Origin of the sequence: Streptomyces clavifer (assembly GCF_036345975.1) — a bacterium.
Lineage (GTDB): Bacteria > Actinomycetota > Actinomycetes > Streptomycetales > Streptomycetaceae > Streptomyces > Streptomyces clavifer.
This window is the reverse complement of the sequence record NZ_CP107793.1, coordinates 6,906,630-6,932,858: the sequence shown is the minus strand read 5'-3', so window position 1 is coordinate 6,932,858 and position 26,229 is coordinate 6,906,630. Positions and strand designations below refer to the sequence as shown.

24 protein-coding genes and 2 pseudogenes are annotated in these 26,229 nt (G+C 70.9%); 10 read left to right on the top strand and 16 right to left on the bottom strand.

Features of this window, described 5'->3' with window-relative positions; genetic code table 11:
- The 4 genes and pseudogenes from OG927_RS30080 (at nt 1) to OG927_RS30065 (ending at nt 3,396) form a co-directional block, all read left to right on the top strand.
- Nucleotides 1-1,281 carry a TRAP transporter large permease subunit gene (locus OG927_RS30080; RefSeq protein WP_124280389.1) on the top strand — a complete coding sequence of 427 codons (1,281 nt, stop codon included), beginning with the start codon at nt 1-3 and terminating at the stop codon, nt 1,279-1,281.
- 75 nt (nt 1,282-1,356) lie between these two features.
- A complete protein-coding gene (locus OG927_RS30075; protein WP_330321102.1) occupies nt 1,357-2,451 on the top strand; it encodes a hypothetical protein in 1,095 nt (364 codons plus the stop codon).
- Nucleotides 2,452-2,493: 42 nt separating this feature from the next.
- Nucleotides 2,494-2,725: pseudogene (locus OG927_RS30070) on the top strand (RNA polymerase subunit sigma-24); the annotation flags it as partial.
- A 53-nt stretch (nt 2,726-2,778) separates the two neighbouring features.
- Complete coding sequence (locus OG927_RS30065; protein ID WP_056800347.1) at nt 2,779-3,396, top strand: hypothetical protein; 618 nt, start codon at nt 2,779-2,781, stop codon at nt 3,394-3,396.
- A gap of 154 nt (nt 3,397-3,550) precedes the next feature.
- Here OG927_RS30065 and OG927_RS30060 read toward each other — a convergent pair whose 3' ends face one another.
- On the bottom strand, nt 3,551-4,099 hold the full coding sequence (locus OG927_RS30060; RefSeq protein ID WP_056800350.1) for a 2'-5' RNA ligase family protein: 549 nt from the start codon (nt 4,097-4,099) through the stop codon (nt 3,551-3,553).
- 157 nt (nt 4,100-4,256) lie between these two features.
- On the opposite strand from OG927_RS30060, the gene OG927_RS30055 reads away from it, so the two are divergent.
- Both OG927_RS30055 and OG927_RS30050 read left to right on the top strand, forming a co-directional pair.
- Nucleotides 4,257-5,195, top strand: a complete 939-nt coding sequence (locus OG927_RS30055; protein WP_330321101.1) for an aldo/keto reductase — start codon at nt 4,257-4,259, stop codon at nt 5,193-5,195.
- Between the two features lie 23 nt (nt 5,196-5,218).
- The gene (locus OG927_RS30050; RefSeq protein ID WP_056800356.1) at nt 5,219-5,575 is read left to right on the top strand and encodes a MerR family transcriptional regulator; all 357 of its coding nucleotides are present in this window, start codon (nt 5,219-5,221) and stop codon (nt 5,573-5,575) included.
- Between the two features lie 131 nt (nt 5,576-5,706).
- Here the strand turns inward: OG927_RS30050 and OG927_RS30045 are convergent, their stop codons facing one another.
- The 3 genes and pseudogenes from OG927_RS30045 to OG927_RS30035 all read right to left on the bottom strand — a co-directional run bounded on the left by OG927_RS30045 (nt 5,707) and on the right by OG927_RS30035 (nt 6,866).
- Nucleotides 5,707-6,039 carry a GYD domain-containing protein gene (locus OG927_RS30045; protein ID WP_056800359.1) on the bottom strand — a complete coding sequence of 111 codons (333 nt, stop codon included), beginning with the start codon at nt 6,037-6,039 and terminating at the stop codon, nt 5,707-5,709.
- 140 nt (nt 6,040-6,179) lie between these two features.
- A pseudogene (locus tag OG927_RS30040) lies at nt 6,180-6,652 on the bottom strand (diadenosine tetraphosphate hydrolase).
- Complete coding sequence (locus tag OG927_RS30035; protein ID WP_330321100.1) at nt 6,642-6,866, bottom strand: hypothetical protein; 225 nt, start codon at nt 6,864-6,866, stop codon at nt 6,642-6,644. The pseudogene OG927_RS30040 and the gene OG927_RS30035 overlap by 11 nt, the downstream one beginning before the upstream one ends.
- A gap of 303 nt (nt 6,867-7,169) precedes the next feature.
- On the opposite strand from OG927_RS30035, the gene OG927_RS30030 reads away from it, so the two are divergent.
- The gene (locus OG927_RS30030; RefSeq protein WP_056800369.1) at nt 7,170-7,496 is read left to right on the top strand and encodes a hypothetical protein; all 327 of its coding nucleotides are present in this window, start codon (nt 7,170-7,172) and stop codon (nt 7,494-7,496) included.
- Nucleotides 7,497-7,637: 141 nt separating this feature from the next.
- On the opposite strand, the gene OG927_RS30025 is transcribed toward OG927_RS30030, so the two are convergent.
- From OG927_RS30025 to OG927_RS30010, 4 genes are all read right to left on the bottom strand, one after another.
- Nucleotides 7,638-8,603: an LLM class F420-dependent oxidoreductase gene (locus OG927_RS30025; RefSeq protein WP_330321099.1), complete on the bottom strand. Its 966-nt coding sequence runs from the start codon at nt 8,601-8,603 to the stop codon at nt 7,638-7,640.
- Between the two features lie 112 nt (nt 8,604-8,715).
- Entirely contained in the window at nt 8,716-9,390 is a 675-nt protein-coding gene (locus OG927_RS30020) for an HAD family hydrolase (protein WP_056800377.1), read from the bottom strand.
- A 61-nt stretch (nt 9,391-9,451) separates the two neighbouring features.
- Nucleotides 9,452-9,988, bottom strand: a complete 537-nt coding sequence (locus tag OG927_RS30015) for a cysteine hydrolase family protein (RefSeq protein ID WP_056800605.1) — start codon at nt 9,986-9,988, stop codon at nt 9,452-9,454.
- Between the two features lie 88 nt (nt 9,989-10,076).
- On the bottom strand, nt 10,077-11,270 hold the full coding sequence (locus OG927_RS30010; protein WP_330321098.1) for an ROK family transcriptional regulator: 1,194 nt from the start codon (nt 11,268-11,270) through the stop codon (nt 10,077-10,079).
- Nucleotides 11,271-11,437: 167 nt separating this feature from the next.
- On the opposite strand from OG927_RS30010, the gene OG927_RS30005 reads away from it, so the two are divergent.
- Nucleotides 11,438-13,570: an alpha-galactosidase gene (locus tag OG927_RS30005; RefSeq protein ID WP_274923042.1), complete on the top strand. Its 2,133-nt coding sequence runs from the start codon at nt 11,438-11,440 to the stop codon at nt 13,568-13,570.
- 105 nt (nt 13,571-13,675) lie between these two features.
- On the opposite strand, the gene OG927_RS30000 is transcribed toward OG927_RS30005, so the two are convergent.
- From OG927_RS30000 to OG927_RS29965, 8 genes are all read right to left on the bottom strand, one after another.
- Nucleotides 13,676-14,953: a ThuA domain-containing protein gene (locus tag OG927_RS30000; RefSeq protein WP_124280395.1), complete on the bottom strand. Its 1,278-nt coding sequence runs from the start codon at nt 14,951-14,953 to the stop codon at nt 13,676-13,678.
- Nucleotides 14,950-17,148 (bottom strand): RICIN domain-containing protein, encoded by a 2,199-nt coding sequence (locus OG927_RS29995; protein WP_056800608.1) that lies wholly within the window; start codon nt 17,146-17,148, stop codon nt 14,950-14,952. The genes OG927_RS30000 and OG927_RS29995 overlap by 4 nt, the downstream gene beginning before the upstream one ends.
- A 374-nt stretch (nt 17,149-17,522) precedes the next feature.
- Entirely contained in the window at nt 17,523-18,797 is a 1,275-nt protein-coding gene (locus OG927_RS29990; protein WP_319105627.1) for a lectin, read from the bottom strand.
- Nucleotides 18,798-19,164: 367 nt separating this feature from the next.
- Nucleotides 19,165-20,205 carry an NAD(P)-dependent alcohol dehydrogenase gene (locus tag OG927_RS29985; protein ID WP_209471791.1) on the bottom strand — a complete coding sequence of 347 codons (1,041 nt, stop codon included), beginning with the start codon at nt 20,203-20,205 and terminating at the stop codon, nt 19,165-19,167.
- Between the two features lie 63 nt (nt 20,206-20,268).
- On the bottom strand, nt 20,269-21,045 hold the full coding sequence (locus tag OG927_RS29980) for an SDR family NAD(P)-dependent oxidoreductase (RefSeq protein WP_056800399.1): 777 nt from the start codon (nt 21,043-21,045) through the stop codon (nt 20,269-20,271).
- A complete protein-coding gene (locus tag OG927_RS29975) occupies nt 21,042-21,710 on the bottom strand; it encodes a TetR/AcrR family transcriptional regulator (RefSeq protein WP_056800403.1) in 669 nt (222 codons plus the stop codon). The genes OG927_RS29980 and OG927_RS29975 overlap by 4 nt, the downstream gene beginning before the upstream one ends.
- 106 nt (nt 21,711-21,816) lie before the next feature.
- Nucleotides 21,817-23,958 carry an MMPL family transporter gene (locus OG927_RS29970; protein ID WP_124280398.1) on the bottom strand — a complete coding sequence of 714 codons (2,142 nt, stop codon included), beginning with the start codon at nt 23,956-23,958 and terminating at the stop codon, nt 21,817-21,819.
- A gap of 121 nt (nt 23,959-24,079) precedes the next feature.
- On the bottom strand, nt 24,080-24,574 hold the full coding sequence (locus OG927_RS29965) for a MarR family winged helix-turn-helix transcriptional regulator (RefSeq protein WP_056800410.1): 495 nt from the start codon (nt 24,572-24,574) through the stop codon (nt 24,080-24,082).
- A 109-nt stretch (nt 24,575-24,683) separates the two neighbouring features.
- Between OG927_RS29965 and OG927_RS29960 the strand changes: the two genes are divergently transcribed.
- Together OG927_RS29960 and tatA are read left to right on the top strand one after the other, a co-directional pair.
- Nucleotides 24,684-25,655, top strand: coding sequence for a sporulation protein (locus OG927_RS29960; protein WP_330321097.1), 972 nt, complete (start codon nt 24,684-24,686; stop codon nt 25,653-25,655).
- 163 nt (nt 25,656-25,818) lie between these two features.
- Entirely contained in the window at nt 25,819-26,055 is a 237-nt protein-coding gene (gene tatA / locus OG927_RS29955) for a Sec-independent protein translocase subunit TatA (protein WP_056800414.1), read from the top strand.
- Nucleotides 26,056-26,229: the final 174 nt, after the last annotated feature.

Genomic DNA, 26,229 nt, shown 5'->3' with positions numbered 1-26,229 from the left:
ATGGGCGTCGTCATCCTTCTTGTCATGGCGGCCGGAGTCGCCGCGATGCTCACCCGCAGACTGCCCACCGCCTTCGCGCTCGTCATCCTCGCCGTCGTCATCGCCTTCGTCGCGGGTGCCCCACTGACCGGCGAGAACAGTGTGCTGGACACGGTCGTCCAGGGCGGCGCGCCGATGCTCGCCGCCACGATGATCGCGATCCTGCTCGGTTCCTGGCTGGGCAGACTCCTCGACGAGACCGGCATCGCGGGCACCCTCGTCCGCAAGATCGTCGAGTTCGGCGGGGACCGGCCGGTCGTGGTCGCCCTCGGCGTCCTCGCCGTCTCCACCCTGGTCGGAACGGTCACCGGATCGGCCCCGGCCGCGATGCTCGCCGGCATCATCGGCATTCCCGCCATGATCGCCGTCGGCATCCCCAAGGTCACCGCGGCCGGCACGATCCTGATGGGCATCGCCGCCGGGATGCCCTTCGAGCTGCCCATCTGGCAGTTCTTCTCCACCGCTCTCGAACTGCCCGTCGACACGGTGCGGGGCTTCATGATGAAGCTGTTCCCCTTCGCGTTGGCCGCCGCCGTCCTCTTCGTCCTCGTCGAGACGCGGCGACGCGGAGTGGAGCACGCGTGGTCCCTGCGGTCTGCTTCCGCCGCACCCGTGTCGCGGCGCAGGCAGTTGGGCGACGCACCCTGGTACGCACTGCTCACCCCGCTCGTTCCCCTGGTCCTCGCGCTCGGCTTCGAGGTCGCGATCCTGCCCTCGATGCTGGCCGGTGTCCTGTACGCGCTGGTCACCACCACCCGGCCGCGCGAGATGAACAAGCGGCTGCTGCGGACGCTGTACGGCGCGTTCGAGGTCGCGGCGGCACCCATCGTGCTGTTCATCGCCATCGGCATCCTGCTGGCCGCGGTGAAGCTGCCGGGCGCCGTGGAGTCGCTGGAGCCGCTGGTCAAGGCCGTCAGCCCGCAGAACCCGGTGCTGTTCGTCGTGGTGTTCACCCTGCTCGTACCGCTCTGCCTGTACCGGGGACCGCTGAACGTCTACGGCCTCGGCGCGGGCATCGCCGGTGTCCTCATCGCGGCCGGCATCTACCCGGCGGTGGCCGTACTGGGCCTCGCCACCTCGTACAACCAGGTCTTCGGGGTGTCGGACCCCACCAGCACGCAGACCGTCTGGAGCGCCCAGTACGCCGGGGTGACCCCGCAGCAGGTGATGCTGCGGACCCTGCCGTACGTCTGGGCCGTCGCCCTGGGCGGATTCTGTGTCACCGCCGCCAGTTACCTGTGACCTCCGCCCTCGGCCACCTGCACTGCCTCACCCCCAGTCACCTGTGATCTCTCACTCCTCGGGACGGAGCACGACATGACACAGCACGACCACGACGCACAGCACGACGACCCGCAGGCCGCTCCCGGTGCGCGGCAGCCGAGCCGGAGGGTCTTCCTGCGGGGCACGGTCGCCGGAGCCGCGGCCACCGCCGGACTGATCGCCACCGGCGCCGCGGGCAGTGCCGCCGCGGCCCCGGGCCTCGCCGGGGAAGGTACCGGAGCGGTCGCGGCGGCCCCCGGAGGATTCCCCGACTACCGCTACGTGAAGACGCTGCTGACGCCTTCCCGGTTGAAGTACAACCCGACCGGCGAGATCATCTTCCCGTGCGTCCGGGGCGTCTACGACAAGCTGGCGAATCCGCTCGGCCGCTACTACCTCTACTACGGCCCGCACGACGCCCCCGGGGGTATCTGCCTGGCCTACGGCAACTCCCTGGAGGGCCCGTTCACCGAGTACAGGGCGAATCCGATCGTCTCCAACAACTGGCAGCCGCACTACAAGGTCAGCCATGTCGCGTCCCCTCACGTCCTCTGGAACGAGGACGTCAAGGAGCTCTGGCTCTACTTCCACGGCGAGAACGGCACGACCCGGCTCGCCCGTTCCAAGGACGGCATCACCTTCACGTACGACAAGGTGGTGCTCACCACGGCGATGATGCCGGCGGGCAGCAGCGAGACCTCGTACGCCCGCGTCTTCCGGCACGACCTGCCCTCGCGCGGCGCGCGCTACGTGATGCTCTTCATGCTCAACAACCAGTCCAACCACCGTGACATCGCCTGGGGCTGGTCGAAGGACGGCCGCGACTGGGCCTTCGACCAGCAGCCGCTCGTGCGCCATTCCGACGTCGGCTCGAACAACATCGGCGGCCCGCACCTGCTGAGCCGGAACGGGAGCACCTACGTCGTCTACAACACCGGCAAGGAGAACGGCGGCAATCTGCTGATCACCGAGGTCGGCAACGACTTCACCCGCCGCGACCACCTCGGCGTCTTCTACGACTCCGGCGCCGCCGCGCCGGAGAACGGCCGCAGCGCCTCGCCGAGCTTCGGGACGGACCGGGGAGTGCCGTACATGGTCTACGAGGCGGGCGAGCGGCTCCAGGGCTCCATCGCCGTCGCACGCGGCTGACGAGGGTGCGGGGTGCGACGGTCCGGGTCCGTCGCACCCCGTGCCGTCCTGCGCCCGGTCGAAGGCGGCGCGCGCATCGCCCGGTACATGGTCGCCGTCGCCGGGAGGGCTCCCGGCCTCGAGCTGGAGGAGCGGTCGGTCAACGGTGTGGCGGGCCTGGTGGCCCCGGCGTGCGGGCGCCGTCATGACGGTGGCCTCGTTCGCGGTCGCCGACGGCCGGGTCACCCGGATCTGGGCGGTCCGCAATCCCCAGAAGCTGCGGTCGTGGGGGTGAGACGGCTGCCCTCGGCCGACGGCGAAGGAGTACGTGGCTGCGACGATGTCCCGGTGAACTTCTTCTCGTACTCCAGCATCGGCCCCGGTCATGACGGGCGGCATCTCCCGGAGCCCCGGCGCGCGGAGCCCGGCCGGTGGCCCGTGCTGGAGGCTGCGCTCGCCGCGGTCAACCGAGACCTGCTGGCGGCCATGCCGGGTCGAGAGGCGCTGGTGCTGTTCGTCGTGCCGTCCGCGTCCGGGCAGCCTGTGCAGCCGGGTGGGGCGGACTCGGATCAGGTCTACGTGGCGATGCCGGACGGCCGTTGGCACGGCAACCAGGTGAATGCGTGCGATCCGGAGGAGGGCGACCCGCCGGAGCCGGACGATGCGACGACGGTCCTGACGGTGGTCGCCGACGCGGCGCAGTCGACCGTCATGGAGTTGCTCCGACAGGTGTGGCCGGTCTGCCCGGAACACAGGATCGGGATGCACCCTCGCCCCGCGGGGACCACTGACGGCTGGTACGAGGGTGCAACGGACGCGGCCGGCCCACCGGTGTGGTGGTGCCGCGGCGGCCGGGACAGCGTGTGCCATGACGTCGCCCTGGTGGGCGAGTTGGCCGACGCCCTGCCGGGTGCCCGGCGTCGCGCACTACGGCGCAGCGAACGCCGACGGGGCGCCCACCGGTAGCCATGGGCCGGGCGGCATCGCGCGCTGCCGCCGGGATCCGCCCCCCGCTGCCGCCGGTGACGGGCTGAGCCAGGTCGTCGACAGCCGGCGGTCACCCCGGAGCGCGAGCGGCGCGGCTTGCCCGCGAGGCGGGCCGGCCCTGTAAGCCCGCTCATCAGGGCCTTGGGCGCGGGCCCAGACGGCCCGTGGTGCGGGCGACCGAGTCGTAGTACCGGGCTTCGGTCCACCGGCCCGTCGCAGCTGTCGACGCGTCCACCGTGGCGGGAAGCAGCCTGTCGTCCGAAGTGGTCCACACCGCGTCGCGTCCACGGCCGAGGGTGATGTGCGGGACCCAGCGCGCCGGGTCGAGGAGCGGGTTGGGACGGCCGCTCTCCGGCGCCTCGCGCACGATCCGCCACACCGTCTCGTGCAGGTGCAGCAGAACGTCGTCGGGCCGGACCGCCCAGGCCAGTACCCGCGTCCGGCCGGGAAAGCGCAGGAGCCCGTCGAGGTGCAGCGGGACGGGCAGACCGGCGAACACCTCTCCGAGCCGGGCACGGACCTCGGCGGGGAGGGCATCCGACGTGGCGAGGGTGAGGTGCGGCCGGTTGGTCGGATGCCGGTGCGCGGCCTGGCTGGGCAGGCCCTCGTCCGCCAGCCGGCGCCACACGTCCCGGACGGCACGGTCGGTCGCCCGGTCGGGCAGCAGTTCCACACTGTGCACACGGGCAGCGTACGACCGCGCGCCGCTGCCCGCACAGGGGCGCCGGGGGCACGGAGGTGTCACGACGGCGCCGTCACGCGGGTGCGGAGGCCGAGTGCCGGAACGTCCCCAGACCTGCTCTTGACCTGGTGCGCGCTCCAGGTCCGAGCATGGGGACATGAACACCAACGACCCCCAGATCGTCCTCGGGACGATGGACTTCGGCACCCGCGTCGACTCCGACCGGGCCTTCGCGATCCTCGACTCCTTCGTCGCCGGCGGCGGGACCTGGCTCGACACCGCGAACTGCTACTCCTTCTGGACCGATCCCAGCGGCGCGGGCGGCGCCAGCGAGCGCGTCATCGGCGCGTGGCTCAGGGCCCGCCCCGGTGCGCGCGACTCGGTGCGGATCGCGACGAAGGTCCGGCAGAATCCGCTGGTTCCGCACTCCTGGCCGGAGAGCGCCGAAGGACTCTCGGCCCGCGCCGTCCACACCGGCGTCGAGGAGAGCCTGGAGCGTCTCGGGGTCGATCACGTCGACCTGCTCTGGGCCCACGCCGAGGACCGGACCGTACCGCTTGAGGAGACGGTCGGCGCCTTCGGGGACCTGGTCGCGAAGGGAGTGGCTCTGCGGGTCGGCGCCGCCAACCATGCCGCCTGGCGCGTCGAGCGCGCGCGGTCGCTCGCGCGGGAGCAGGGCGTGGAACTGTGGTCGGCCCTGCAACTGCGCCACTCGCTCGTGCAGCCGCGCCCCCTCTCCCCCGTCGCGGAGGGCGGCCACCGCCTGCTGACGGCCGAGGACTTGGACCTCGCACGGTCGGAGGGGCTCGCCGTGTGGTCGTACAGCTCGCTGCTGTGGGGTTCCTACGTACGCGCGGACAAGCCGCTTCCGCGAACCTATGATCACCCCGGGACCACCCGGGTGCTCGCGGTCCTGGACGACGTCGCCGGCGAGCTCTCGGCCACGAGGAATCAGGTCGTCCTCGCGTGGCTCATGCGTCAGGGGATCGAGCCCATCGTCGGTGCGAGCCGGGTGGAGCAGATCGAGGAGGCACTTGCCGCACGCCGTGTACGGCTGAGCGACGAGCACGTGGCGCGCTTCGCCGAAGCGCGGTAGCGGCCCTCACCAGAAGGAGTCCGATGAGTCCGACGACCACTCTCACCCCGGCAACGACTGCCGACCGCACCGGCGTCTCCATCGACACGCTGCGCTACTACGAGCGTGAGGGGCTCATCGGACCGATTCGACGCACCGGCGGAGGGCGCAGGGAGTACACCGAGGAGGACGTCTTCTGGATCGGCCTGGTCACGTGCTTCCGCGAGGCGGGACTCGGTATCGCGGACCTGCGGGGGTTCGTCGCCATCCTGCGCGCCGAGCACCCTCCGCAGGACCGGGTCGCCTTCCTCCAGGATCGCCGTGCCGCACTGGAGCAACGGGTGGCGGCACTGGGCCGGGCCATGAAGGTCCTCGACGAGAAGATCGCGTACTACAGCTGAGCGCCGGCAGCGAAGCCGTCACTGCAGCGCGCAGCGCAACACCCGGCGTCGAGTAGGCGGACCCCGTCGGACGACCCGCTCCGCTGACTGCCGCCCGGCGAGTGGGCCGGTCCGGAGTCTCCGACCGTCGCTCACCGCTGCCCGCCGGGAGCCCGGTACTGGATTCCCTCGGCCTTCCGCAGGGCTTCGATCGTCTCGTCGACGGTCAGGAGAACGGTCGTCTCGAACGAGCTGAGCGCGCCGCCTCCGCCGATCGACAGTGCCACCGCGGCCATGGACACGTTGTCCGGGGCTTCCCACAGGTTGTAGCCGTCGTGCGTACCGAAGGCGTACCAGAAGCCGTGGAGCTTGCCACCGACGGACTCGATGTACGTCCGGGCGGCCTCCGCCCGGTCCTCGGGGTGGTCGATCAGCCGTGCCCAGGTCCGGGGCGTGTAGCTGAACCTCGACAGATAGAGGGGCATGGTGTCTCTCCTTCGTCTCACGAGGGGTGCCCTCGCGGGGCGGCAGAAGCACCTGAACCGCCCGTGCGTCCCCCGAACGGCCGGAGCCGAACGCCTGGTCGCACACTGCGGTGAACAGGGCCGGGCACCGGCTCCTGGTGTCAGGATCTGAGCCGGTCGAGCTCCTCGCCGATCGCCCTGCGCAGTGCGTCGTGCCGCGGGCCGAGCCGGTGGCGCTCGTCGCTCCACCTCTCTGCGGGTACAGCCACACGGGCTTGCGCACGAGGTCGGGCGGCTCCCATGCGAACCGCGGCCAGACGTGCGCGTGCAGGAACGGGTCGGTGTTCCCCAGAATCTCGAGGTTGACCCGCCGAAAGGCGGGGTCGGACTGTGCGCAGGTGCGTTCGACGGCCTCCGCCAGCATCTCCATGTCGGACAGGAACGCCAGCCGCTTGCCGCGAGGAAGCTCCGACAGCCTCCGCACAGCGGGATCGTCCACGAGCAGCACCGAGTATCCGGGCAGGAACTGCACATCCCCGATCACCGCGAACCCTGCCTCCATCCTCCGGAGAACCGTCGGATTGCCGCCCCTGCGTGCGCTGCCGATCCGGTCCTGCCGCCAGTCACCGGTCATGATCGGCGACCGGCGCGTGGGAGGGCTCCTGCCCCACGGAAACACGTGAGCTGCCGGACGTGGTGAAGGGCGTCGTGTCCGGGTCCGCCCACCGCTCGGGCAGGCCCGGTCCGGTGGGCCTGCCCGTCGGAGCGACCGCGGGGCGGAGGACCCCCGAGCGCGCGCAGGCGTGCAGTGATTCGTCGTAGCCCGTTGTCCCCAGGTCGTTCCACATGCTGTTCACCATCCCAGAGGCTGCAACGGCGCGGCTTCGCATGCCGGCGGATTTCCACCGGCCGCCGACGACCCGCGAGGTCCCGGAGGGCCTCCTTCGGTGCACTGCGTGCAGGGAGGTGCAGGCCACCTGCGTCCGGAGGTCACCCGAGCGCACGGCCCGACGGGCGGAGCCCTGCCGGGGGTGCCATGTTTCCGACGTGCACCAGCGGTAACCGGAAGGGAGGACGGCATTTCGTCCCCGTGCCGCCCACCCCGTGCACCTCCGGGCCGAGCCCCCGACGAGAACGAGGAGGATGACGCCATGCCGGCAGGATCCAGCCCCAAGCGTGAGCGCCAGTACGAGCACGTCAAGGAGAGTGCCGAGAAGCGCGGCACGTCCGAGAAGCGTGCGAAGGAGATCGCCGCCCGCACCGTCAACAAGGAGCGCGCGCGCTCGGGTGAGTCCGCGACCGCGAGCCGGACGTCGACGCGCGACCCGAAGTCGGCCTCGCAGCGCGGTGGTGAGCGCTCGCACAAGGGCGCGCAGGGCCGTACCAGGGACCAGCTGTACGAAGAGGCGAAGAGGAAGAACATCGAGGGCCGCTCGACGATGAACAAGGAACAGCTCCTCAAGGCCGTCAGCCGCTGAGCCGCCGGCAGCGAGGCGCGCGGGCCCGCCCGCAGGACGTTCGCCGTCCCTGCGGGCGGGCCCGTTCCCGTCCCGGCCGGCGGCCCCGGAGTCCTGGAGACCATTCCGCGCGGGCCCTGGATCGGCTGCCAGGAGGACGCCTCAGAGTGTGCGCAGCGCGGGCAGGAGCTCTTCGTGCGCCCAGCGGATGAAGGGCTGCTGATGCGCACCGCCGACCTGGACGAGCGCGACCTCGGTGAACCCCGCCTCGGTATAGGCGCGCACCGCTTCGACGAACTCCTCGAGGTCGTCGCCGCACGGGACGGACTGCGCCACGTCCTCGGGCCGGACGTACTGGGTGGCCTGGTCGAAGGCAGCCGGGCCGGGCAGTTCGGAATTCACCTTCCAGCCGCCGACCGACCAGCGGAACTGATCGTGCGCCCGCTCGACCGCCGTGTCCCGGTCGAGGTCGTAGCAGACCGGGAGCTGACCGACCCGTGGCTTTCGCGCACCGCCGTGCCGGTCGAAGTCCGCCAGCAGTTCCGGTTTGGGTTCAGTGGCGATGACGAGGTCGGCCAGGCGGCCCGCGATCGCGCACGACCGCCCGCCCGACACCGCGATGCCGAGGGGTACGCGCACCTCGGGCAGGTCCCACAGTTTGGCGTTGTCGACGTCGAAGTGGGTGCCGTGCCGACTGACGTATCCACCGTCGAAGAGGGCACCGATGATCTCCACTGCCTCTTCGAGCATCTCCAGCCGCACGTTCGCGGCCGGCCACCCCGCACCGACGACGTGCTCGTTGAGGTTCTCGCCCGAACCCAGCCCGAGCCGGAACCTTCCCGCGGAGAGCAGTTGCAGCGTCGCCGCCTTCTGCGCGACGAGCGCGGGATGGTAGCGAACGGTCGGGCAGGTCACATACGTCATCAGCCCGATGCTGGACGTGGCCTGCGCGGCCGCGCCGAGCACGCTCCATGCGTACGGGGCGTGTCCTTGTGACTCCAGCCAGGGAAAGTAGTGGTCCGAGGTGACGGAGAAGTCGAAACCGGCACGCTCTGCGGCGACCACGTCGTCGACGAGCGCCCTGGGCCCGGCCTGTTCGGTCATCATCGTGTATCCGAATTGCACCATAGGTGACGAGTTTCCGATTGTGCGCTGCCGAAACGCACGTTCAGATCAATGGCCCAGCGATCGGACGTCCGGCGCGCGGAGCGCGTCCCGTCCCGCTGCCGCCACGCCCGCGTCAGGCAGCCGCGCCGATGCGGGCGATGACGCCGGTGTCCAGGCGGGAGAGAAGATCTGCGGGACCGCTGTAGACCTCCACCGCCCCGGCACGTTCGAGGTCGGCCCGGGGGATTCCGCCCGACAGGAGCCCGACAGCGGCCACCGAGGCGCTGGTCGCCGCCTTCATGTCCCATACGGAATCGCCGACGTACACCGTCTCGCCGCTACTCGCACCGGCGAGCTCCATCGCGTGCCGGATCGGCTCCGGAGCGGGTTTCCCCTCGTCGACGTCGTCGGCGCTCGCCGTGTCGGCGATGGCGTCGTCGGCCCCGAGGGCCGCCCTCAGGGAGGTGAGCTCAAAACCGGTGGCCGATGTGGCCAGAACCACCGTCCAGCCCCGTGCGGACAGGGTGCGCAGGAGGTCCGCGGCCCCTTCCAGCGGTGCCAGCCGTTCGAAGTACGTGGCGTACAGAGCCGAGTGCACGGCGCTGATCCGCGCGTCCTGCTCGCGGTCCCGGTCCGGGCCGAGGAGGTGCTCGACGAGGTCGCCGGAGCCGAGCCCGATGGCCTGGTGCACCGCGGTCGTCGGCACCGTGTGGCCCGCCTGCCGAAACGCCTCCCACCACGACACCACGTGGAGGTAGTTGGTGTCCACGAGGGTCCCGTCCACATCGAACAGAGCGGCACGTGTCATACCCGCTCCCTCCTCCATCGGCGGCTGTGCACGGAAGCGGTGCGGCGCTGCGCCCCGGGGATCAGAATGCGACCGCCTCGGCAGCGCATACCCGGGCACCCATGTTCCGCTCCATCATCCGAAGGGCCGCCTGCGCGAGATCCGGATGGATATGGGCCACTGCCTCCTCAGGAATCGTAAGACCTATGTGACGGATATGCGCATCGAGCGCCGAGTAGAGAATGCATTGCTCGGTCACCTGACCACAGAGGACGAGATGGTTGACCCCCAGCTGGTCAAGCAGATATGGGAGGGGTGTTTCATAGAAGATCGAGTGTCTGGCTTTCACCACGAAAAGCGATTTCTCGTCCGGCTGCAGGGGTTCGACCAGATCGGGCCGCGCGCCGGAGAGCGCCTTCTCCACGATCTCCCCGTGGTGGGACCGCCATTCGCCGAAGTTGTCGTTGGCGTAGATCACCGGGGTGCCGTTCGCCCGCGCCGCCCGCAGCAGCTCCGTGATGACGGGAACCGCGCGCTCTGCCGATTCGAGGAGAAGCTCGGCATCCTGGTGATCGTAACTGTTGATCATGTCAGTGACGATCAGCGCCTTGCGTAGCATGAATCCCATGGTGGCATTCGCTCGCCTCCGCTGCGAACTTCGCGCGACGGGGAGCGGGCGGTGGAGCCGCGTACCGGGACTCCGCCGCTCATCGCCACCCGCTGCCGCCCGAGCGCGAGTCCGAGCCGATGAAGGACTGGATGGCGGTGGCCGCGGCCCCCCGCGCCCATGCCTCGAAGGGCAGCGGGTGCGTGCTGACCTCGCACCGAGCCGCCGTGCCGAAGGCGGAGACGGTGAAGGCGTCCTGGATCCGGTCGGCGAACAGGTCGTGGGCGGCGAGGCCTTCGCCGGAGATGATCACGCGCTCCGGGCCCAGCAGATTGACAAGTGACCCGATGGCCCGCCCGATCGCCTCGCCCGCTCGCGCGTACACCTGGCGTGCCGCCGTGTCGCCGCCGCGGGCCAGGGCCAGGGCCTCGGCCGCATCCGCCACGTGGATACCGGTGCGGGCCCGGACCTCGCGCACGATCGCCGGGTCGGAGGCGATCGCCTCCACGCAGCCGCGGTTGCCGCAGTGGCACGGAGGACCCGTCGGATCGATGGAGAGGTGCCCGATCTCACCGGCCACGCCGTGGGCTCCCGAGACGACCCGGCCCCCGACGACGAGACCGCAGCCGATGCCCGCGCCGACCGTCACCAGTGCGAAGTCGGTGAGGCCCGCACCGGCTCCGAACCACTGCTCGGCCACGGTGAGGGCCCGCACATCGTTCTCGACGGTGACCGGGAGCCCGGTGGCCGCGGCGGCCCGTTCCCCGAGCGGTACGTCGCGCCAGTCCAGGAAGGGCGAGTAGCGCACGGTGCCGTCGGTGCGCACCACATCCCCCGATACCGCGAAGCCGATGCCCCTGACCTGGACCCCGAACCCCTCGGCCTCGACGAGCAGTTCCGTGACGAGGTCACCGGTCGTGGCCAGCACGCCGTCGGGCGACCGGTCGTCGAGGGGCGCCCGACGGGTGACGCGGATGCGGCAGCGCAGGTCGGTCAGGACCGCGATGGCGGAGTCACCGGTGACCTTGACGCCGATGAACAGGGCGCGCCCCCCGTCGACCCGCAGGGCGTTGGCCGGCCGTCCGAGGGCCGGGGGGAGATCCTCACCCGCCTCCTCCACGAGGTAGCCGGCTTCGATGAGCGGCCGGACGGCCTTCGTCACCGCCGCCGGGGAGACGCCCGCCCGCCGGGCGATCTCCGCACGCGTCACAGGCCCGTGGGAGAGCACGATGGTGAAGATCTGCGGGACGGCCGGCGTGTGGGCCGGGAACGCCTCGGGGAGGGTCGTTCGCATGGCGGGGAATCTACGGTTCATTCTTTTCTGTTGTCAATGAAAGAAGTCCTCTCCTTCGAACTCCCCTCCCCACCACTTCACACCCACATGAACGAAGCCCAGGTGAGGGGATTGACAGATCTTCCAAGGTGGCGCTTGGGTGGCACCTGACTGCGCAACGCTCTCGAGTGAGGACCACGACGGTGATCTCCTACGACCCGGACACCGGGATCTGGCTGATCCGCACCCCGCGCACCTCGTACGCGGTGCGGGTGGACGGGACCGGGGCCCCGTGCCATGTGGCCTGGGGGCCACGGCTGACCCCGGCTCAGGCGGCAGAGCTCGCCACAGCTCCGGCTGTGCCCGCGAGCAGCTTCGAGGGGACGTCCGGGGTCGGCGAGGAACTTCCCGTGGACGGCGGCGCCCGCTACGGCCCTCCTTCGCTGCAGGTCCGGTTCGCCGACGGTTCCCGGGCCTTCGAGTGGCAGCCGGAGGAACACCGCGTCCACCGGCCCGAGCCGGGGGTCCACGAGCTCCGACTCGCCTTCCGGGACCGGCTCCATCCGCTGCGGACGGTCCTGCACTACCGCGTCCGGGAGGACAGCGACGTCATCGAGCGCCACGTCACCGTGCGCAACGACGGTGACCGCCCGGTGCGTCTGCTCCGCGCGGACTCCGCGGCCTGGTCCCTGCCCGCCCTGCCCGGCTACCGCCTCAGCCACGTCACCGGGCAGTGGTCGGCGGAGAGCCTGCTGCACAGGCAACCGCTCCCCCACGGCGAGACCGTCCTGACGAGCCGGCGCGGCACCACGAGCCATCACGCCAACCCGTGGGTGATGCTCGACGACGGCGGCACCACGGAGCACCAGGGCAGGGTGTGGAGCGCCGCCCTGGCCTGGAGCGGCACCTGGCGCATCACCGCGCAGCGCACCCCCGACGGCCGGGCGGGTCTCACCGGTGGCGCCGGGCACGACGGCACGGTCGTTCCGCTGCGGCCGGGCGAGGAGTTCGTGTCCCCGGTCTTCGCCGGCCTGTTCAGCGAGGGTGGGTTCGGTGCCGCCACCCGCGCCTGGCACGACCACATCCGTTCGCACGTCCTGCCGCACGGGGACGAGACGGCTCCCGTGCTCTACAACTCCTGGGAGGCCACCGGGTTCGATGTGGACGAAGCGGGCCAGATGGCGCTCGCCGCGCGCGCCGCGCGCCTGGGCGTCGAGCTGTACGTGCTGGACGACGGCTGGTTCGGGGGCCGCCGCAGCGACCGTGCCGGCCTCGGCGACTGGACCCCGTCCCCGGACCGCTTCCCCGGTGGTCTCGGCCCGCTGGTGACGGAAGTGCGCCGCCTGGGGATGAGGTTCGGCCTGTGGGTGGAGCCCGAGATGGTCAACCCGGACAGCGACCTGTACCGGGCGCACCCCGACTGGGTCCTGCACGTCCCGGGCCGCTCACGTACCGAACTGCGCAACCAGCTGGTCCTCAACCTCGCCCGGGCCGATGTCGCCGAGTTCACGTACGACTGGCTCGACCGCCTCGTCACCGAGCACGGCATCGACTTCCTGAAGTGGGACATGAACCGCGCCTTCAGCGAGGCGGGCTGGCCGGACGGGACGGAGGGGCACGACCGGCTGTGGGCGCGGTACGTGCACCACCTGTACTCCATCATCGACCGGCTCCGCGCCCGGCACCCGGGCCTGCGCATCGAGTCCTGCAGCGGCGGCGGCGGCCGGATCGATCTCGGCATCCTGGCCCGTACCGACCAGGTCTGGACGTCGGACAACACCGATGCCATGGACCGGATCTCGATCCAGCACGGTTTCGGCCAGATCTATCCGGCGCGCACCATGGGCGCCTGGGTCACCGACGTGCCCAACCAGCTGACCCACCGGCACGTCCCGCTGCGCTTCCGGTTCCACGTCGCCATGGCGGGCCTCCTGGCCATCGGGGGCGATCTGCACGCCTGGTCCGAGGAGGAGATGACCGGGGCGGCCGCCTTCGTGGCCGAGTACAAGGCCGTACGACACCTGGTGCAGCACGGGGCCCTGCACCGGCTCTCGGGCCCGGAGGGCGAGGAGACCACGGTCGTGCAGTACGCCGCCGCGGACGCCGGCGAGACCATGCTGCTGGCCTGGCGGTGCACGCACCGGCACGGAGCCCCCGTGCGTCCGGTCCGGCTACGGGGTCTCGACCCGGGGGCGCGCTACCGCGACACCCGTACCGGTGCCGTCCACCACGGGGCCGTACTGGAGGACTACGGACTGGCCCTCGGCCTGCCGCCCGGGGACTGGGCCAGCACCCTCGTCCATCTGACCCGGGTCGGCTGAGGCGGGACGTGGTTCCGCCGCCCGGGACGGTGCTCCCGGGCGGCGGAACCGTCCCTCAGGACGTGAGGGCCGGAGCGTTGGGACGTGAGGTCCCGGTGCGGTGCCTCAGGGCCGGGCGGCGAGGCGGAAGCTCTGCGCGGTCGAACCGTCGCAGGCCCGCTGCACCAGCTGCACGCCGTCGGCCGTACCTCCCGTCGTGCTCAGGCACTTGCCGCTGTGCCGTGCGGTGAAGCGGTAGCTCCCGGAGGCCTCGCGCACCGGTAGCCACTGCTGGTTCCCGGTGCCTCCGTAGGACCACAGCTGCAACGGGGCGTTGTCGGCGGTCGACACGCCGGCGACGTCGATGACCTGCTGCGGGTTGCCGCGGATCGCGATCCTGCTGTATCCGCCGTCGGTGGCACGGAACTGGAACTGCTGGGCGAGGGTCCCGTTGCACGTGTACTGCTGGACGGCTGTGCCGTTGGCCGTGGCCGCCGCACGCGCGTCGACGCAGGCACCGCTCGCGTCGCCGGCCAGTGAGTACCACGCCGTCCCGGATATCGGATCCTCCGGCGCGGGACCCCCCGCCGCTCCACCGAGCCACTTGAGCCCGTCGAGGAGGAAGCGGTTCTGCGTGGGGCTCGCGAACGTCGTGGAGAGCCGTGTGCCCGAGGCGTAGTCCATGGCGTTGTGCCCGAAGTTCGCGTACAGCATCCGGTACCGGGCGTTGGTCCACACGAGGGGGTAGTCCCCGCTGTACCAGGACTGGTTCGGGTCCGTCCCGAGAGGGAAGCTCGTGGGGTCGACCGACGCCAGGATCCTGATGTCCGGGTTGGCCCGCAGATCGCCGGACCAGCTGTACCACTCGCTGACCGCCGAGGTGAACGTAGCGGGGAGTCCGGTGGTCGAGGGGTGCGTGCGGTCGTCCGTGCGCAGCACCGCCGACGTCGGCCCCCAGGTGTTGCTCCTGAAGTTCCCGCTGCCGAGGAACGTGTGGTGGTACCACGGCCAGGACCCGGCATCGGTGGTGAACGCCGAGGAGTGGAAGCCCATCCACCCGCCGCCGGCGCGCATGTAGCGCTCGAATCCGGACCGCTGGGCGGCCGTCTTGGGTGCGTCGTCCAGGAACAGGACGACCTGGTAGTCGTTCACCCCTCCGTTCGCGAGCAGTTGCCAGTCGGTCGTCGCCGTGTAGGTGAAGCCGTTCTCCGCTGCGGCCCGCGGGAACCACGCGTTGGCTTCCTTGACGAAGTCGATGTGTGCGGCGTCCCAGGTGCCGTTGTAGAAGGCGACCACCTTGAAGGGCGCCGCAGCCCGGGGCGCGGCTGAGGCGTGGGCCGGGGCGGCGGTCAGCCCCAGCACCGTCGCCAGCAGGACCAGCAGCCGTATCGCGAGCCGCCTCACGGGTGGCTCACCAGGTTGGCCACGTTGGTGGACGCGTTGGAGGGGCCGCCCCTGCCGTTGATGACGTGCCGGATGGTCCCGGTGCCGCCGAGCGACACGGTCACCATGTTCTGGAAGCGCACGTTCGGGTGATCGGGGACCTCGAAGGCCCGCTCGGCGGTCACGCCCGGGTCCACGTTGAAGAAGCAGTAGCTGCCGAGCCCGTACGCCTGGTGGCTGGTGACGGAGTTCGCGACCTTGTACGCCGACCAGCCCTGGGTGGAGCCGTTCATCCAGGCGGCCTGGTTCGGCGGGTCGTAGGGCATCTCGTTCTGGTAGAAGTAGGTCCGGCCGCCGTTGCCGTTCCAGACGGTCTGGTGCTTCTGGTAGTGCTCGACGAACAGGCCGTACATGGTCACGTCGTCGCCGTTCACGACGAGTCCCGTGTCCGCCGTGTTGGTGTTCCAGCCGATGCCGCTTCCGTGGTCACCGCGCCAGATCCACAGGTGGTCGCCGATGACGTCGTCGCTGTTGACCACGAGGCTGGTGGTCGCCCTGCCCACGGCCGCTCCGCCGACCCGGAAGTAGACGTCGTGCAGTGAGGTGGGGTTCGCCGTGTGGTCCGCTGCGGCCCCGGCCGGGCCGACCTCCATCAGCGTCCGGGAGTTGGTGGTCCCGGCGTCGAAGAGGACCCCGGCGACCTTCACACCGTCGACATCGGCGACCGTCATCGCGGTGACGCCGTTGTCGGGGATGAACGTGGCGAGCCCCAGGCCGAGCACGACGGTGTCGGGGCGCGTCACCCGCAGCGTCTGGTTCAGACGGTAGACACCCGGTGTGACCAGCAGGTTCTTACCCGCGTCCAGTGCGGCGTTGATCTGCGCGGCGGTCGCGCCCGCCTTGACGACGAAGAACCGGTCCAGGCCGAGCGAGCTGCCCGCGGCGTTGCCGCTCGCCCAGCTGGTGCCCGAGGAGGCCGTCCGCACGGCGGGGACGAACACCTTGTAGGCGCCCGCGCCGTCGACGTACAGGAAGGGCTTCTCCCGCACGGTCGGGGTCTGGGCCACCGTGGTGTGGGGCGGGTTCGGGAACGTGTTGCCGGGCACGCCCTGGCTGCCGACGAAGACCATGTTCCAGTTGGAGCCGGTCCAGCTGCCGAGCTGGGAGTTCCGGGTCAGCCACTGCTGCTGGGTGCCGGAGCGCACCTGACCGTCGACCTTGCTGTCGGCCATGAATCCGCCGCTGGACCAGCCGCCGTCACTCAGCTCCAGGTTGCCGCGGACATGCATGCGGCGGTATCCGGACGCCTGTGACACGGCCCACCGGTCGGTGCCGCCCGTCGGGTTGACCGACAGGTTCTCGGCACCGCGCCAGAAGTTGTGGGTGGCGTTCTGCGGTGGGAACCAGTCCGCCTCCACGTGCACCGCGCCGTTGATCGTGACCGAGTCGGGCGACTGTCCGAGGCCGAGGACCTGCGTGTAGAAGCCGACGTTGACGTCGTTGCTGTACGTCCCCGGCTTGAACATGACCGCGTAGCGCTGGGAGCCGAACTGGTTCGTCTCCTGCTGCTGGAAGATCGAGTTCAGTCGGCTCTGGATCGCGGACGACGGCATCGAGGGGTCGAGGACGACGACGTTGGGACCGAGGTCGACGTCCCCGGGTGGGGTGTTCACGGGCGCCACCTGGAAGCGCTGGGCCGCCGAGCCGTTGCAGGTGTACTGCACGAGCTGGACGCTGTCGGCGGTCGAGGCGGACGGGACGTCGAGGCACTTGCCGCTGTGCCGGCTGACGAAGCGGTAGGCACCGCCGCCCTCGTCGACGGCCTGCCACTGCTGGTTGTTCCCACCGCCGTACGTCCACAGGTGGACAGCCGCGTTGTCGGCCGAGGACGTGTCGCTGACGTCCACGACCTGCTTGGCGTCGTTGCGGTTGTTGATCCGTACGAATCCGTCGGCGGTCGGCGTGAAGCTCCACTCCTGGGCGGTGCTGTTGTTGCAGGCGTACTGCTGGACCGCCGTGCCGTTGGCGGTCGCGGCGGCGCGGGCGTCCAGGCACTTGCCGCTGCCCGCGTTCACCACCGTCGACCAGCTCGTGGGCAGGGCGGCGGCGGCTGCCGGTGCGGCCTCCGGCGTCGCGGCCCGGGCGGGCTGGACGGCGGTGAGGATCGAGGCGGCCGTGGTCGCGGCCACGAAGGCGGCGATCCAGGGCCCGGTGATCCTGCTCGGTGACGGGCGGCGGCCGCCCAGGGGTGGTCGGGGGAATCGGAGCACGTCTTCTCCTGTGCCGGCGGGGCGGCGGGTTGTGGGGGGCGTGAAGGGCGGGGGCGGGCGGGGACGGTCAGCCGGTGTACTGGGCGAGGACACGGGTGAAGTCCCACGGCTGCTGGGAAACGCCCGAGCAGGTGTCCGCGCCGCCGCCGGTGCAGGGCCGGTCACGGTTGACCGACCAGAAGGTCAGCCGGGCCGGACGGCGCTGCTGGGCATAGCCGAGAATGGTGCGGAAGTCGCACCGGTGAGCCCCGTGAGGAGAACGGCGGCGGCCGTCAAGCCCAGGGCCCCGCGCACCGCGGGCCTGCGCGGGAGCCCGGTCGTCATCGCGTCACCGTCCACTTCTGGTTGGCCGCCCCGGTGCACGTCCAGATGTGCAGCCGGGTCCCGTTGGCCGAGTTGTTGCCGCTCACGTCCAGGCACTTGTTCGCCTGGGGATTGACGATGTCGCGGGCCGCGGGGACGGCCCACTGCTGGGCGGCGGAGCCGTTGCAGTCGTAGAGCTGCACGGGCGTACCGTCCGCCGTTCCGCCCGACGCCACGTCGAGGCACTTGCCGAGCGCGCGCAGCGTGCCGTCGGAGCCGACGGTCCAGCGCTGGGCGGCGGTGCCGTTGCAGTCGTAGAGCTGCACGGGTGTGCCGTTGGCGCTGTTGGCCCCGGCCACGTCCATGCACTTGCCGGCGAGGCCCGTGACGGGACCGCCTCCACCGGGCTGGCCGCTGTCGGTGCTCACCCGGACGTAGTCGACCAGGAGCTGCTGCGGGAGGACCGTGCTGCCGTCGGGGTCTCCGGGCCAGTAGCCGCCGACCGCGAGGTTGAGGATCAGGAAGAAGGGCTTGTTGAAGACCCACTGCCGTCCGCCGAGGTCGGCGGGGGTGCGCCGCTGGTACACGGTGCCGTCGACGGACCAGGTGATCGCCTCGGGGCTCCAGTCGACGGCGAAGGTGTGGAAGGCGTCGGCGAACGCCTGACCGCCGGGCAGGGTGTAGCCGGCGCCGATGCCGCCCGAGCCGGAGTAGCCGGGGCCGTGCAGGGTGCCGTGGACGGTGCCCGGCTCGAAGCCGACGTTCTCCATGATGTCGATCTCACCGGAGTTGGGCCATCCGACCTGGCCGATGTCGTTGCCCAGCATCCAGAACGCGGGCCATATGCCCTGGCCGCGCGGGATCTTCATCCTGGCCTCGATCTTGCCGTACGTCGTGGTGAACCTGCCGGCGGTGTTCAGCCGTGCGGAGGTGTACTCGCACCGCCCGTACCAGCACTGGTAGTTGCCCGGGTTCTCACGACGGGCGGTGATGACCAGATTCCCCTGGCCGTCGAGGACGGCGTTGCGGTTGCCCGCGGTGTAGTACTGCCGCTCGTGGTTGCTGACGTTGTCGCCGGTCTCGGTCTGCCATTTCGAGCCGTCGACGGTAGAGCCCGCGGGCCCGTCGAACTCGTCGGCGAAGGTGACGGCGGCCGCCGCGGCGGCCGTGGACGCCGGAGGCTTCTCCACGGGCGCGGGTGCTCCCTGCGCCATGCCGGTGGAGAGCGTGGCGAGAGCGAGGACCGAGACGAGGGACGAGAGCAGGCGCCGGGGAAGGCGTGAGGCGTCCATGGGTCTCCCTTCGAGGAACGTGTGGGGGTACACCCACAAGCCATGCGCATGACAGGCTTGAACGGAACGGGTGCCGATTCAGGTTCGTACTGCGCCGACCAGGAGTGGGCGGTGACGACTCGCCCTGAGGGGGACTTACTTCACTACGTGATTTAAGAAGTGAACGCTACCCGTGTCAAGGGTCTGGTATGGACCAGATGCAGGCACGAAAGCCTGTTCGGGCCGCTGTCGCGGGCCCGTCCGGCAAGGATTCCGCGGGGCGGCGGGCAGCGGCGGCACGACGCTCGGCCCGCTCCGCGCCGGTCGGTGGCCTCCGGCACCCGCACGCCGGCCTCGGCCGTGTTCCGTGTTGCCGGGTCCGTCCCGGTCAGCCGTTGGGCAGAATGACCGCGCGTCCGTTGATCTTCCCGGCGTGCAGCCGTTCGTAGGCGAGCGGGGCCTCGTCGATGGAGTAGGTCTCGACGTGCACGTCGACCGCACCGGCGTGGGCGAGTTCGATCACCTCGGCGAGTTCCTTGCGGGAGCCCCAGTACGGAGCGGAGACCGAGGTGGAGAACGGCAGGACCCCGAAGCCGACGGGCAGCATGCCGCCGCCGATGCCGACGATGGTGATGTCGCTGTCGATGGAGGCGACCGCACCGGCCGTCTGCACGGTCGGCGGGGCACCGACGAAGTCGAACACGACCTTGGCGCCGATGCCTCCGGTGAGCTCGCGGACCTTGGCGGCCGCGTGCTCGTCGGAGAGCACCGTCTCGTGGGCGCCGACCGTACGGGCGAGGGCGAGCTTCTCCTCGGTGACGTCGAGGGCGATGACCCGGACCGCTGTCATGGCCCGGAGCAGTTGGATGGCGACGTGGCCGAGGCCCCCGGTGCCGATGACCACCGCGGTGGCGCCGGGCAGCAGCTTCGGCAGCGAGCGCTTGATCGCGTGGTAAGGGGTGAGGCCGGCGTCCGTCAGCGAGACCGTCTTGACGGGGTCCAGGTCACCGATCGGCGTCAGATGACGGGCGTCGTCGACGATCATGTACTCGGCCATGGCACCCGGGTTGCCCAGTCCGGGCGGGTTGATGCCGAGGTCGGCGGCGCGCAGGCAGTAGTTCTCCCGGCCCTCCGCGCAGTTCACGCAGGTACCGCAGCCCCAGGGGCCGTAGACGGCCACGGAGTCGCCGACCGACACGCCCTGGGCCCCCTCGCCGAGTGCGGCGACCGTCCCGACGCCCTCGTGGCCGAGGGTGAGCGGGAGTTCGTAGGGAAATTCCTCGGCGGGCCAGCTCATCACGGCGATGTCGGAGTGGCAGACGCCGGCGGCCGTGACCTTCAGCAGGATCTGGCCGGGACCCGGTACGGGCTTCGGGATCTCGACGACCTCGGGGGCGGCGCCGACGGCACGGTACTGGACGGCTTTCATGGCTCTCCTTCGTTGTCCCTCTTACCTTTGTGCCCCCCGTGGTTCCTGTGCGCCAGTCGGGGTTCAGGACGCGGAGTAGCCGCCGTCCACCAGGTGGTAGCTGCCGTGGATGAAGGAAGCGCGGTCGGAGAGCAGGAACGCCGTGAGCTCGGCGACCTCCTCCGACGTGCCGAGGCGGCCCGCCGGGTGCAGCGAGATCAGGTGGTCGCGGGCCGGACCGTCGGTGTTGCGGAGCAGCGGGGTGTCGATGAAGCCGGGACCGACGGCGTTGATGCGGACGCCCTGTGCGGCGTACTCGAGCGCGGCGGTCTTGGTGAGGCCGACGACGCCGTGCTTGGCGGCGGCGTACGCCGGGGAGTTCGCGAAGCCGTTGGTGCCGAGGATCGACGAGATGTTGACGACGGCGCCTCCGCCCGCGGCGAGGAGGGCCGGGAGCTCGTAGCGCATCGAGTAGAAGACGCCGCTGAGGTTGGTGGCGACGACCTTGTTCCAGTCCTCGATGCCGTACTCGCCGGTGGGCAGGGCGGGCCCGCCGATTCCGGCGTTGTTGACGGCGAGGTGCAGGGCGCCGAACGTGTCGACGGCGAACCGCACGCCGGCCTCGACGGATGCGGGGTCGGTGACGTCCAGGGCGACGGCGGCCGCGCGGGCTCCGGTGGCCTCCAGCTCGGCGGTGGCCTTGCGGGCGCTCTCCTCGTCGTAGTCGGCGACGACGACGGCCGCTCCGCTCGCGGCCAGCCGACGGGAGACGGCCAGGCCGATGCCGGAGGCACCGCCGGTGACGAGGGCGACCTTGCCGGTGAACTCCGCCTCGTAGGCGGTGGGGAGGTTGGTGCTCATGATGTGCTTCCTTGCGTGGTGCTGTGGGGCGCCGACCCGTCCTGCGGGGATTCCTGCAGGTCTCCGGAGAGGGCGTCGAAGGCGTGTACGACGAACTCGGGCAGAGCGGCCGGCCGGCCACCGCGGACCCATGCCGCCTGGGCTGCGAGCAGCGCACCGGCTCCCGCGGCGACGGCCACGGCGGGACGGATGTCCCGCAGCGGGTCGACGCCGAGCCGCTGCGCGATGATCGCGACCGACTCCTCCTGGGCGTCCACACGGATGTGGTGGTACGCCGCGTACAGAGTGGGTTCCTCCTCGGCCATGACCAGCAGCTCGAAGATGCGCGGCCGCTGGTGCCAGGGCTCGGCGCCGGGGTCGTCGAGCCAGTCGAGGACGGCTCGTCGATAGGCGGTGAGCGGTGGTTCGGCGGCGGGCCGCGCGCGGAGCGCCCGGTTGATCCGGTCGCCGCCGCCCCGTACCGCGTCGAGGGCGGCGGCCTCCTTGTTCGGGAAGTGGCGGCTGAAGGTGCGCCGGTCGACGTCGGCCGCCTGCGCGATCTCCTCGACCGTCACATGGCGCACCCCCCGTTCGAGCACCAGCTCGAACGCGGCCTGCGCCAGCGCGTCCCGAGTCCTGCGCGCCTTCCGGCTGCGCCGTTCGGGAACGTCTCCTGTCCGGTTCACAGATGCAGCGTACACCCAGAAGTGTCCCAGTGGGACACATGTCTCACTGGGACACTTCAGGGTCGTTCACGGCTCACGCACGGGCCTTGCCGTGGCGCCCGCCGCTTCAGGAAGCGGGGCGCTCCGCGGGCTCCGCTCCGGGACCGTGGTGACCGGCAGGCACTTCCGGCTCCCGGCTCAGCTTGCCCGGCCACCACGCGACCCGTCCGATGTCCCTGACCAGGGCGGGCACCAGGAGCGAGCGGACGACGAGGGTGTCGAGCAGGACGCCGAAGGCGACGATGAACGCGATCTGGACCAGGAACGCCAGCGGGATCACGCCCAGCGCGGCGAAGGTGGCCGCCAGGACGACACCGGCCGAGGTGATGACCCCGCCCGTCGTCGTCAGCCCGCGCAGCACGCCCTGCCGGGTGCCGTGGATCAGGGACTCCTCCCGGACCCGGGACATGAGGAAGATGTTGTAGTCGACCCCGAGGGCGACGAGGAAGACGAATCCGTACAGCGGTACGGAGGAGTCCGTGCCGCTGAAACCGAACACGTGCTGGAAGACCAGCGACGAGATCCCGAGGGTGGCCAGGAAGTTGAGGGCCACCGTCGCGACGAGGAGGAGGGGCATCAGCAGGGAGCGGAGGAGCCCGATGAGAATGACCAGAATGATCAGGAGGACGACCGGCACGATGAGGGTGCGGTCGTGTTCCGCGGTCTTCTGGGTGTCGTACTGCTGTGCGGAGGTTCCACCGACCAGCGCATCCGCGCCGGGCACCGCGTGCACCGCGTCGCGCAGGCGCGTGACGGTCTCCTTGGCCTCGTCGCTGTCGGCGGCGCTCGTCAGGGTGGCGTCGATGCGCACCCGGCCGTCCACGACGAGCGGTTCCCCGTCACCCGGCCGTCCGGAGGCGGTCACCACGGAGACGTCCGCGACGCCTTCGACCCCTTCGGCGGCCTCGACCACCTTCTCGGCCTGACCCGCGCCCGCGATCATCACGGCGGGGCTGCCCGATCCGCCGGGGAAGTGCTTGCTCAGGGTCTGCTGGGCGGCGACGGACGGCGCGTCGTTGACGAAGATCTCCTCGAGGGGCACGCCCTTCGAGTTGAGCGTCGGCACGAAGGCGGCGCAGGCGAGCAGGACGACCAGGGTGATGCCCCACACCTTGCGCGGGGCGCGGTCGACGAGGGCGGCGATCCGCGCCCAGATCCCCGACGAACCGGATACGGCCTCGCCCTCCTTGGGCTTGGCCGGCCAGTAGGCGGTCCGGCCGAGGAGGACCAGGACGGCGGGCAGGAAGGTGAGCGTGCTCAGAACGGCGCAGACGATGCCGATGGCGCCCACCGGACCGAGCGCGCGGTTGTTGGTCAGGTCGCTGAGGAGCAGTGCGAGAAGCCCCAGGGCGACGGTTGCGGCACTGGCGACGATCGGTCCGATGGACTCGCGCAGCGCGGCGCGCATCGCGGTCCACCGGTCGGAGTGGCGGCCGAGTTCCTCGCGGAACCGCGCGGTGAGCAGGAGGGCGTAGTCGGTGGCTGCGCCGATGACGAGGATCGACAGGATTCCCTGCACCTGGCCGTCGACCCGGACGATGTCGTGATCGGCCAGGACGTACACGATCGCGCAGGCCACACCCAGGGAGAACACGGCCCCGAGGATGATGGCCAGCGGCAGCAGCACGCTCCGGTAGACCAGCAGCAGGATGACCAGCACGGTCACCAGGGCGACACCGAGCAGGATGCCGTCGATTCCGGCGAAGGCTTCGGAGAGGTCCGCCTGACTGGCTGCGGGGCCCGCGACCTGGGCCTGCGTTCCGGGTACCCCGTCGGCCGCCTTCTGGATCCGCGCGACCGTGTCGGGGAGTTCCTCCTCGAGGCCGGAGTCCAGCTGGACGATGCCCTGAAGGGCCTGGCCGTCCTTCGCCGGCAGCGCCGGGGACACCTCACCCGCCACCCCCGGCCCGCCCTTGAGCGAGGCCAGGGCCGCCGTGGCCGCCTGCAGTGCCTCCGGTCCGAGCTCGGCGCCGTCCTTGTCCGATGTCCAGACCACGATGGCCGGCACGGTCTCCTGTCGGCTGAACGGCTCCTGCTCCTCCACGACCCGGGTGGACTCGGCGCTCTGCGGGAGGAAGGAGGCCTGGTCGTTGGTGGCCACTTCGCCCAGCTTCCCGGCGTACGAGCCGAGCGAGCCGCCTACGGCCAGCCATACCACGACGAGAAATACGGGGATGAGCCAGCGGACCGGCCTCGATGCGATGGGCATGGTGCTCCCGGGTCGGGGGAAACTATTTCAATCATCGAGTATCTCAATGATTGAAATATATTAGCGTGCTTTTGGCACCCGACTGCCCCGAGGCGGCCCGGCCATGACCAGAAGGGGTGAATCAGCGCCCGGGGGGTTGCATCCGGGCCAGTTCCTCATTCATACGGGCGAGGAAGCGCAGCGCGGCGGCCAGCTCCTGCGCGTCGGACGCCCTGCGGGCCCCCGACGCTGCTTCGGCGAGGGGCATGAAGAACGAGCGGGCGGCGGCCCTGGCCGTGGGCTCGTAGTGCAGGTGCACGACACGCCGGTCGGCACTGTCCCGCGAGCGCCGGATGTGACCGGCGCGCTCCAGCCGGTCCAGACAGGCGGTGACCGCCCCGGAGGACAGCCCCAGATGGTCGCGCAGCCGGCCCGGGGTCAGCGGCTCGTCCGCGTCCAGGATCGCCCCGAGCGCCTGGACGTCCGTGGCGTGCAGCCCCTGGGTGTGCGCGAAGGAGTGGACCAGACGGTTGATCTCACCGTTCATCCGGCGCAGCTCCACCGCGAGGGCCTGGAGCCCCGGGCCGGCGGACGCGTCCGCACGTGATCCGTCGCGAGCGTCGTCTGCACTGTCCACCGCACCATAATAGGGCGTTCGTCGATCATCTCCCCCCTATGCTTCTACAGTTGTGTAGAGACGCGACTGAACGCGTTTCCCGCGTACGGAAGAAGGAGTGAACGCCACGATGGTGTTCAAGAAGCTGCTCGGCTCACTCGGCGTCGGCGGCCCGACCGTGGACACGGTCCTGGAGACCGCGACCGCTCTGCCGGGCGGCAGCCTGAGCGGCGAGGTCCGCCTGACGGGCGGCAGCGCCGACTTCACGATCGAGCACATCACCCTGGAGCTGGTCGCCCGCGTCGAGGCCGAGCACGAGGAGGTCGAGTCGGAGGGGACGGTCGCCTTCGAGCGCTTCACGGTCGGCGGTGCCTTCGTCCTTCCGGAGGGCGCCGAGGTCACGGTGCCCTTCGACGTGGTGCTGCCGTGGGAGACCCCGGTCACCGCGCTCTACGGCCAGGACCTCGGCATCGTCCTCGGCGTGCGCACGGAGCTCGCGGTGGCGGGCGCCAAGGACAAGGGCGACCTGGACCGGCTCACGGTGGGGGCGCTGCCCGCCCAGGAGGCGGTCCTCGAGGCACTCGGGCAGCTGGGCTTCGGCTTCAGGTCCGCCGACCTGGAGCTGGGCCACGTCCGCGGCACCGGCCAGCAGCTCCCGTTCTACCAGGAGATCGAGCTCTCCCCCGCCCCGCAGTACGCACACCAGGTCAACGAGGTCGAGCTGACCTTCCTGGCCGGCCCGGGCGGCCTGGAGGTCGTCCTGGAGGCGGACAAGCGGGGCGGACTCTTCTCCGGGGGAGGGGACGCCGTCGGGCACTTCACCGTCGGACACCACGAGGTCCACGACCGCGACTGGAAGGCCGACGTCGACGCGTGGATGCGCGCCCTCACCGAGACCCGCGCGGCATACGGCACCCCTGGGGCGTACGGACACGGCGACGACCACGAGCACCGCTCCGGGCCCGGCATGGGCACGGTCGTCGCCGCCGGTGCCGCCGGCCTCGCCGTGGGTGTGGTGGGGGGCATGGTGGCCGCCGAAGTCGTCGACGAGGTGGGAGACTTCTTCGAGGGCGACGAGGACGAGGAGGGCGGCGAGGACTGAGGTCCGGCCGGCGCCCCGCCGGTTCGTCCGGAAGTCGTCGCGGCAGGGCCGGAACGCCCCGCCATCAGCTACTACAGTGCTGTAGATTCAGTCGGGCGGTCCCCGGACACCGAGGACCGCCCGGCACAGCCGAGCCGGCCGGTCAGGGGAGGACACAGACGTCATGTTCGGTATCAGCGAGATCGCGATCTTCCTCGTCATCGTCATCCTGATCTTCGGCGCCAAGAAGCTCCCCGAACTCGCCCGCTCCCTGGGCAAGTCGGCCCGGATCCTCAAGAGCGAGGCGAAAGCCATGAAGGCGGACGGCTCCTCCTCCATACCCGCGGACCGGACGCGTCCCGGGGCTGACATGCCCGGCGTCATCCGGGGTACCGCCACGGAGAAGCCCGAGGCACGCTGAGGACGCGGCATACGCCCCGCTCTCCCACCACCTCACCCGCCCGGCCGCACCGCGGCAGCGCTTCGGCCGCGCCCGGGCTGCGCACCCACGACGGCGGCCGGTATCCCGGCCCGCGATCTCCGACAAGCGGAACGGTCCGCGGGGGGACACCGTGGACGAAGGACATCCGAGCCG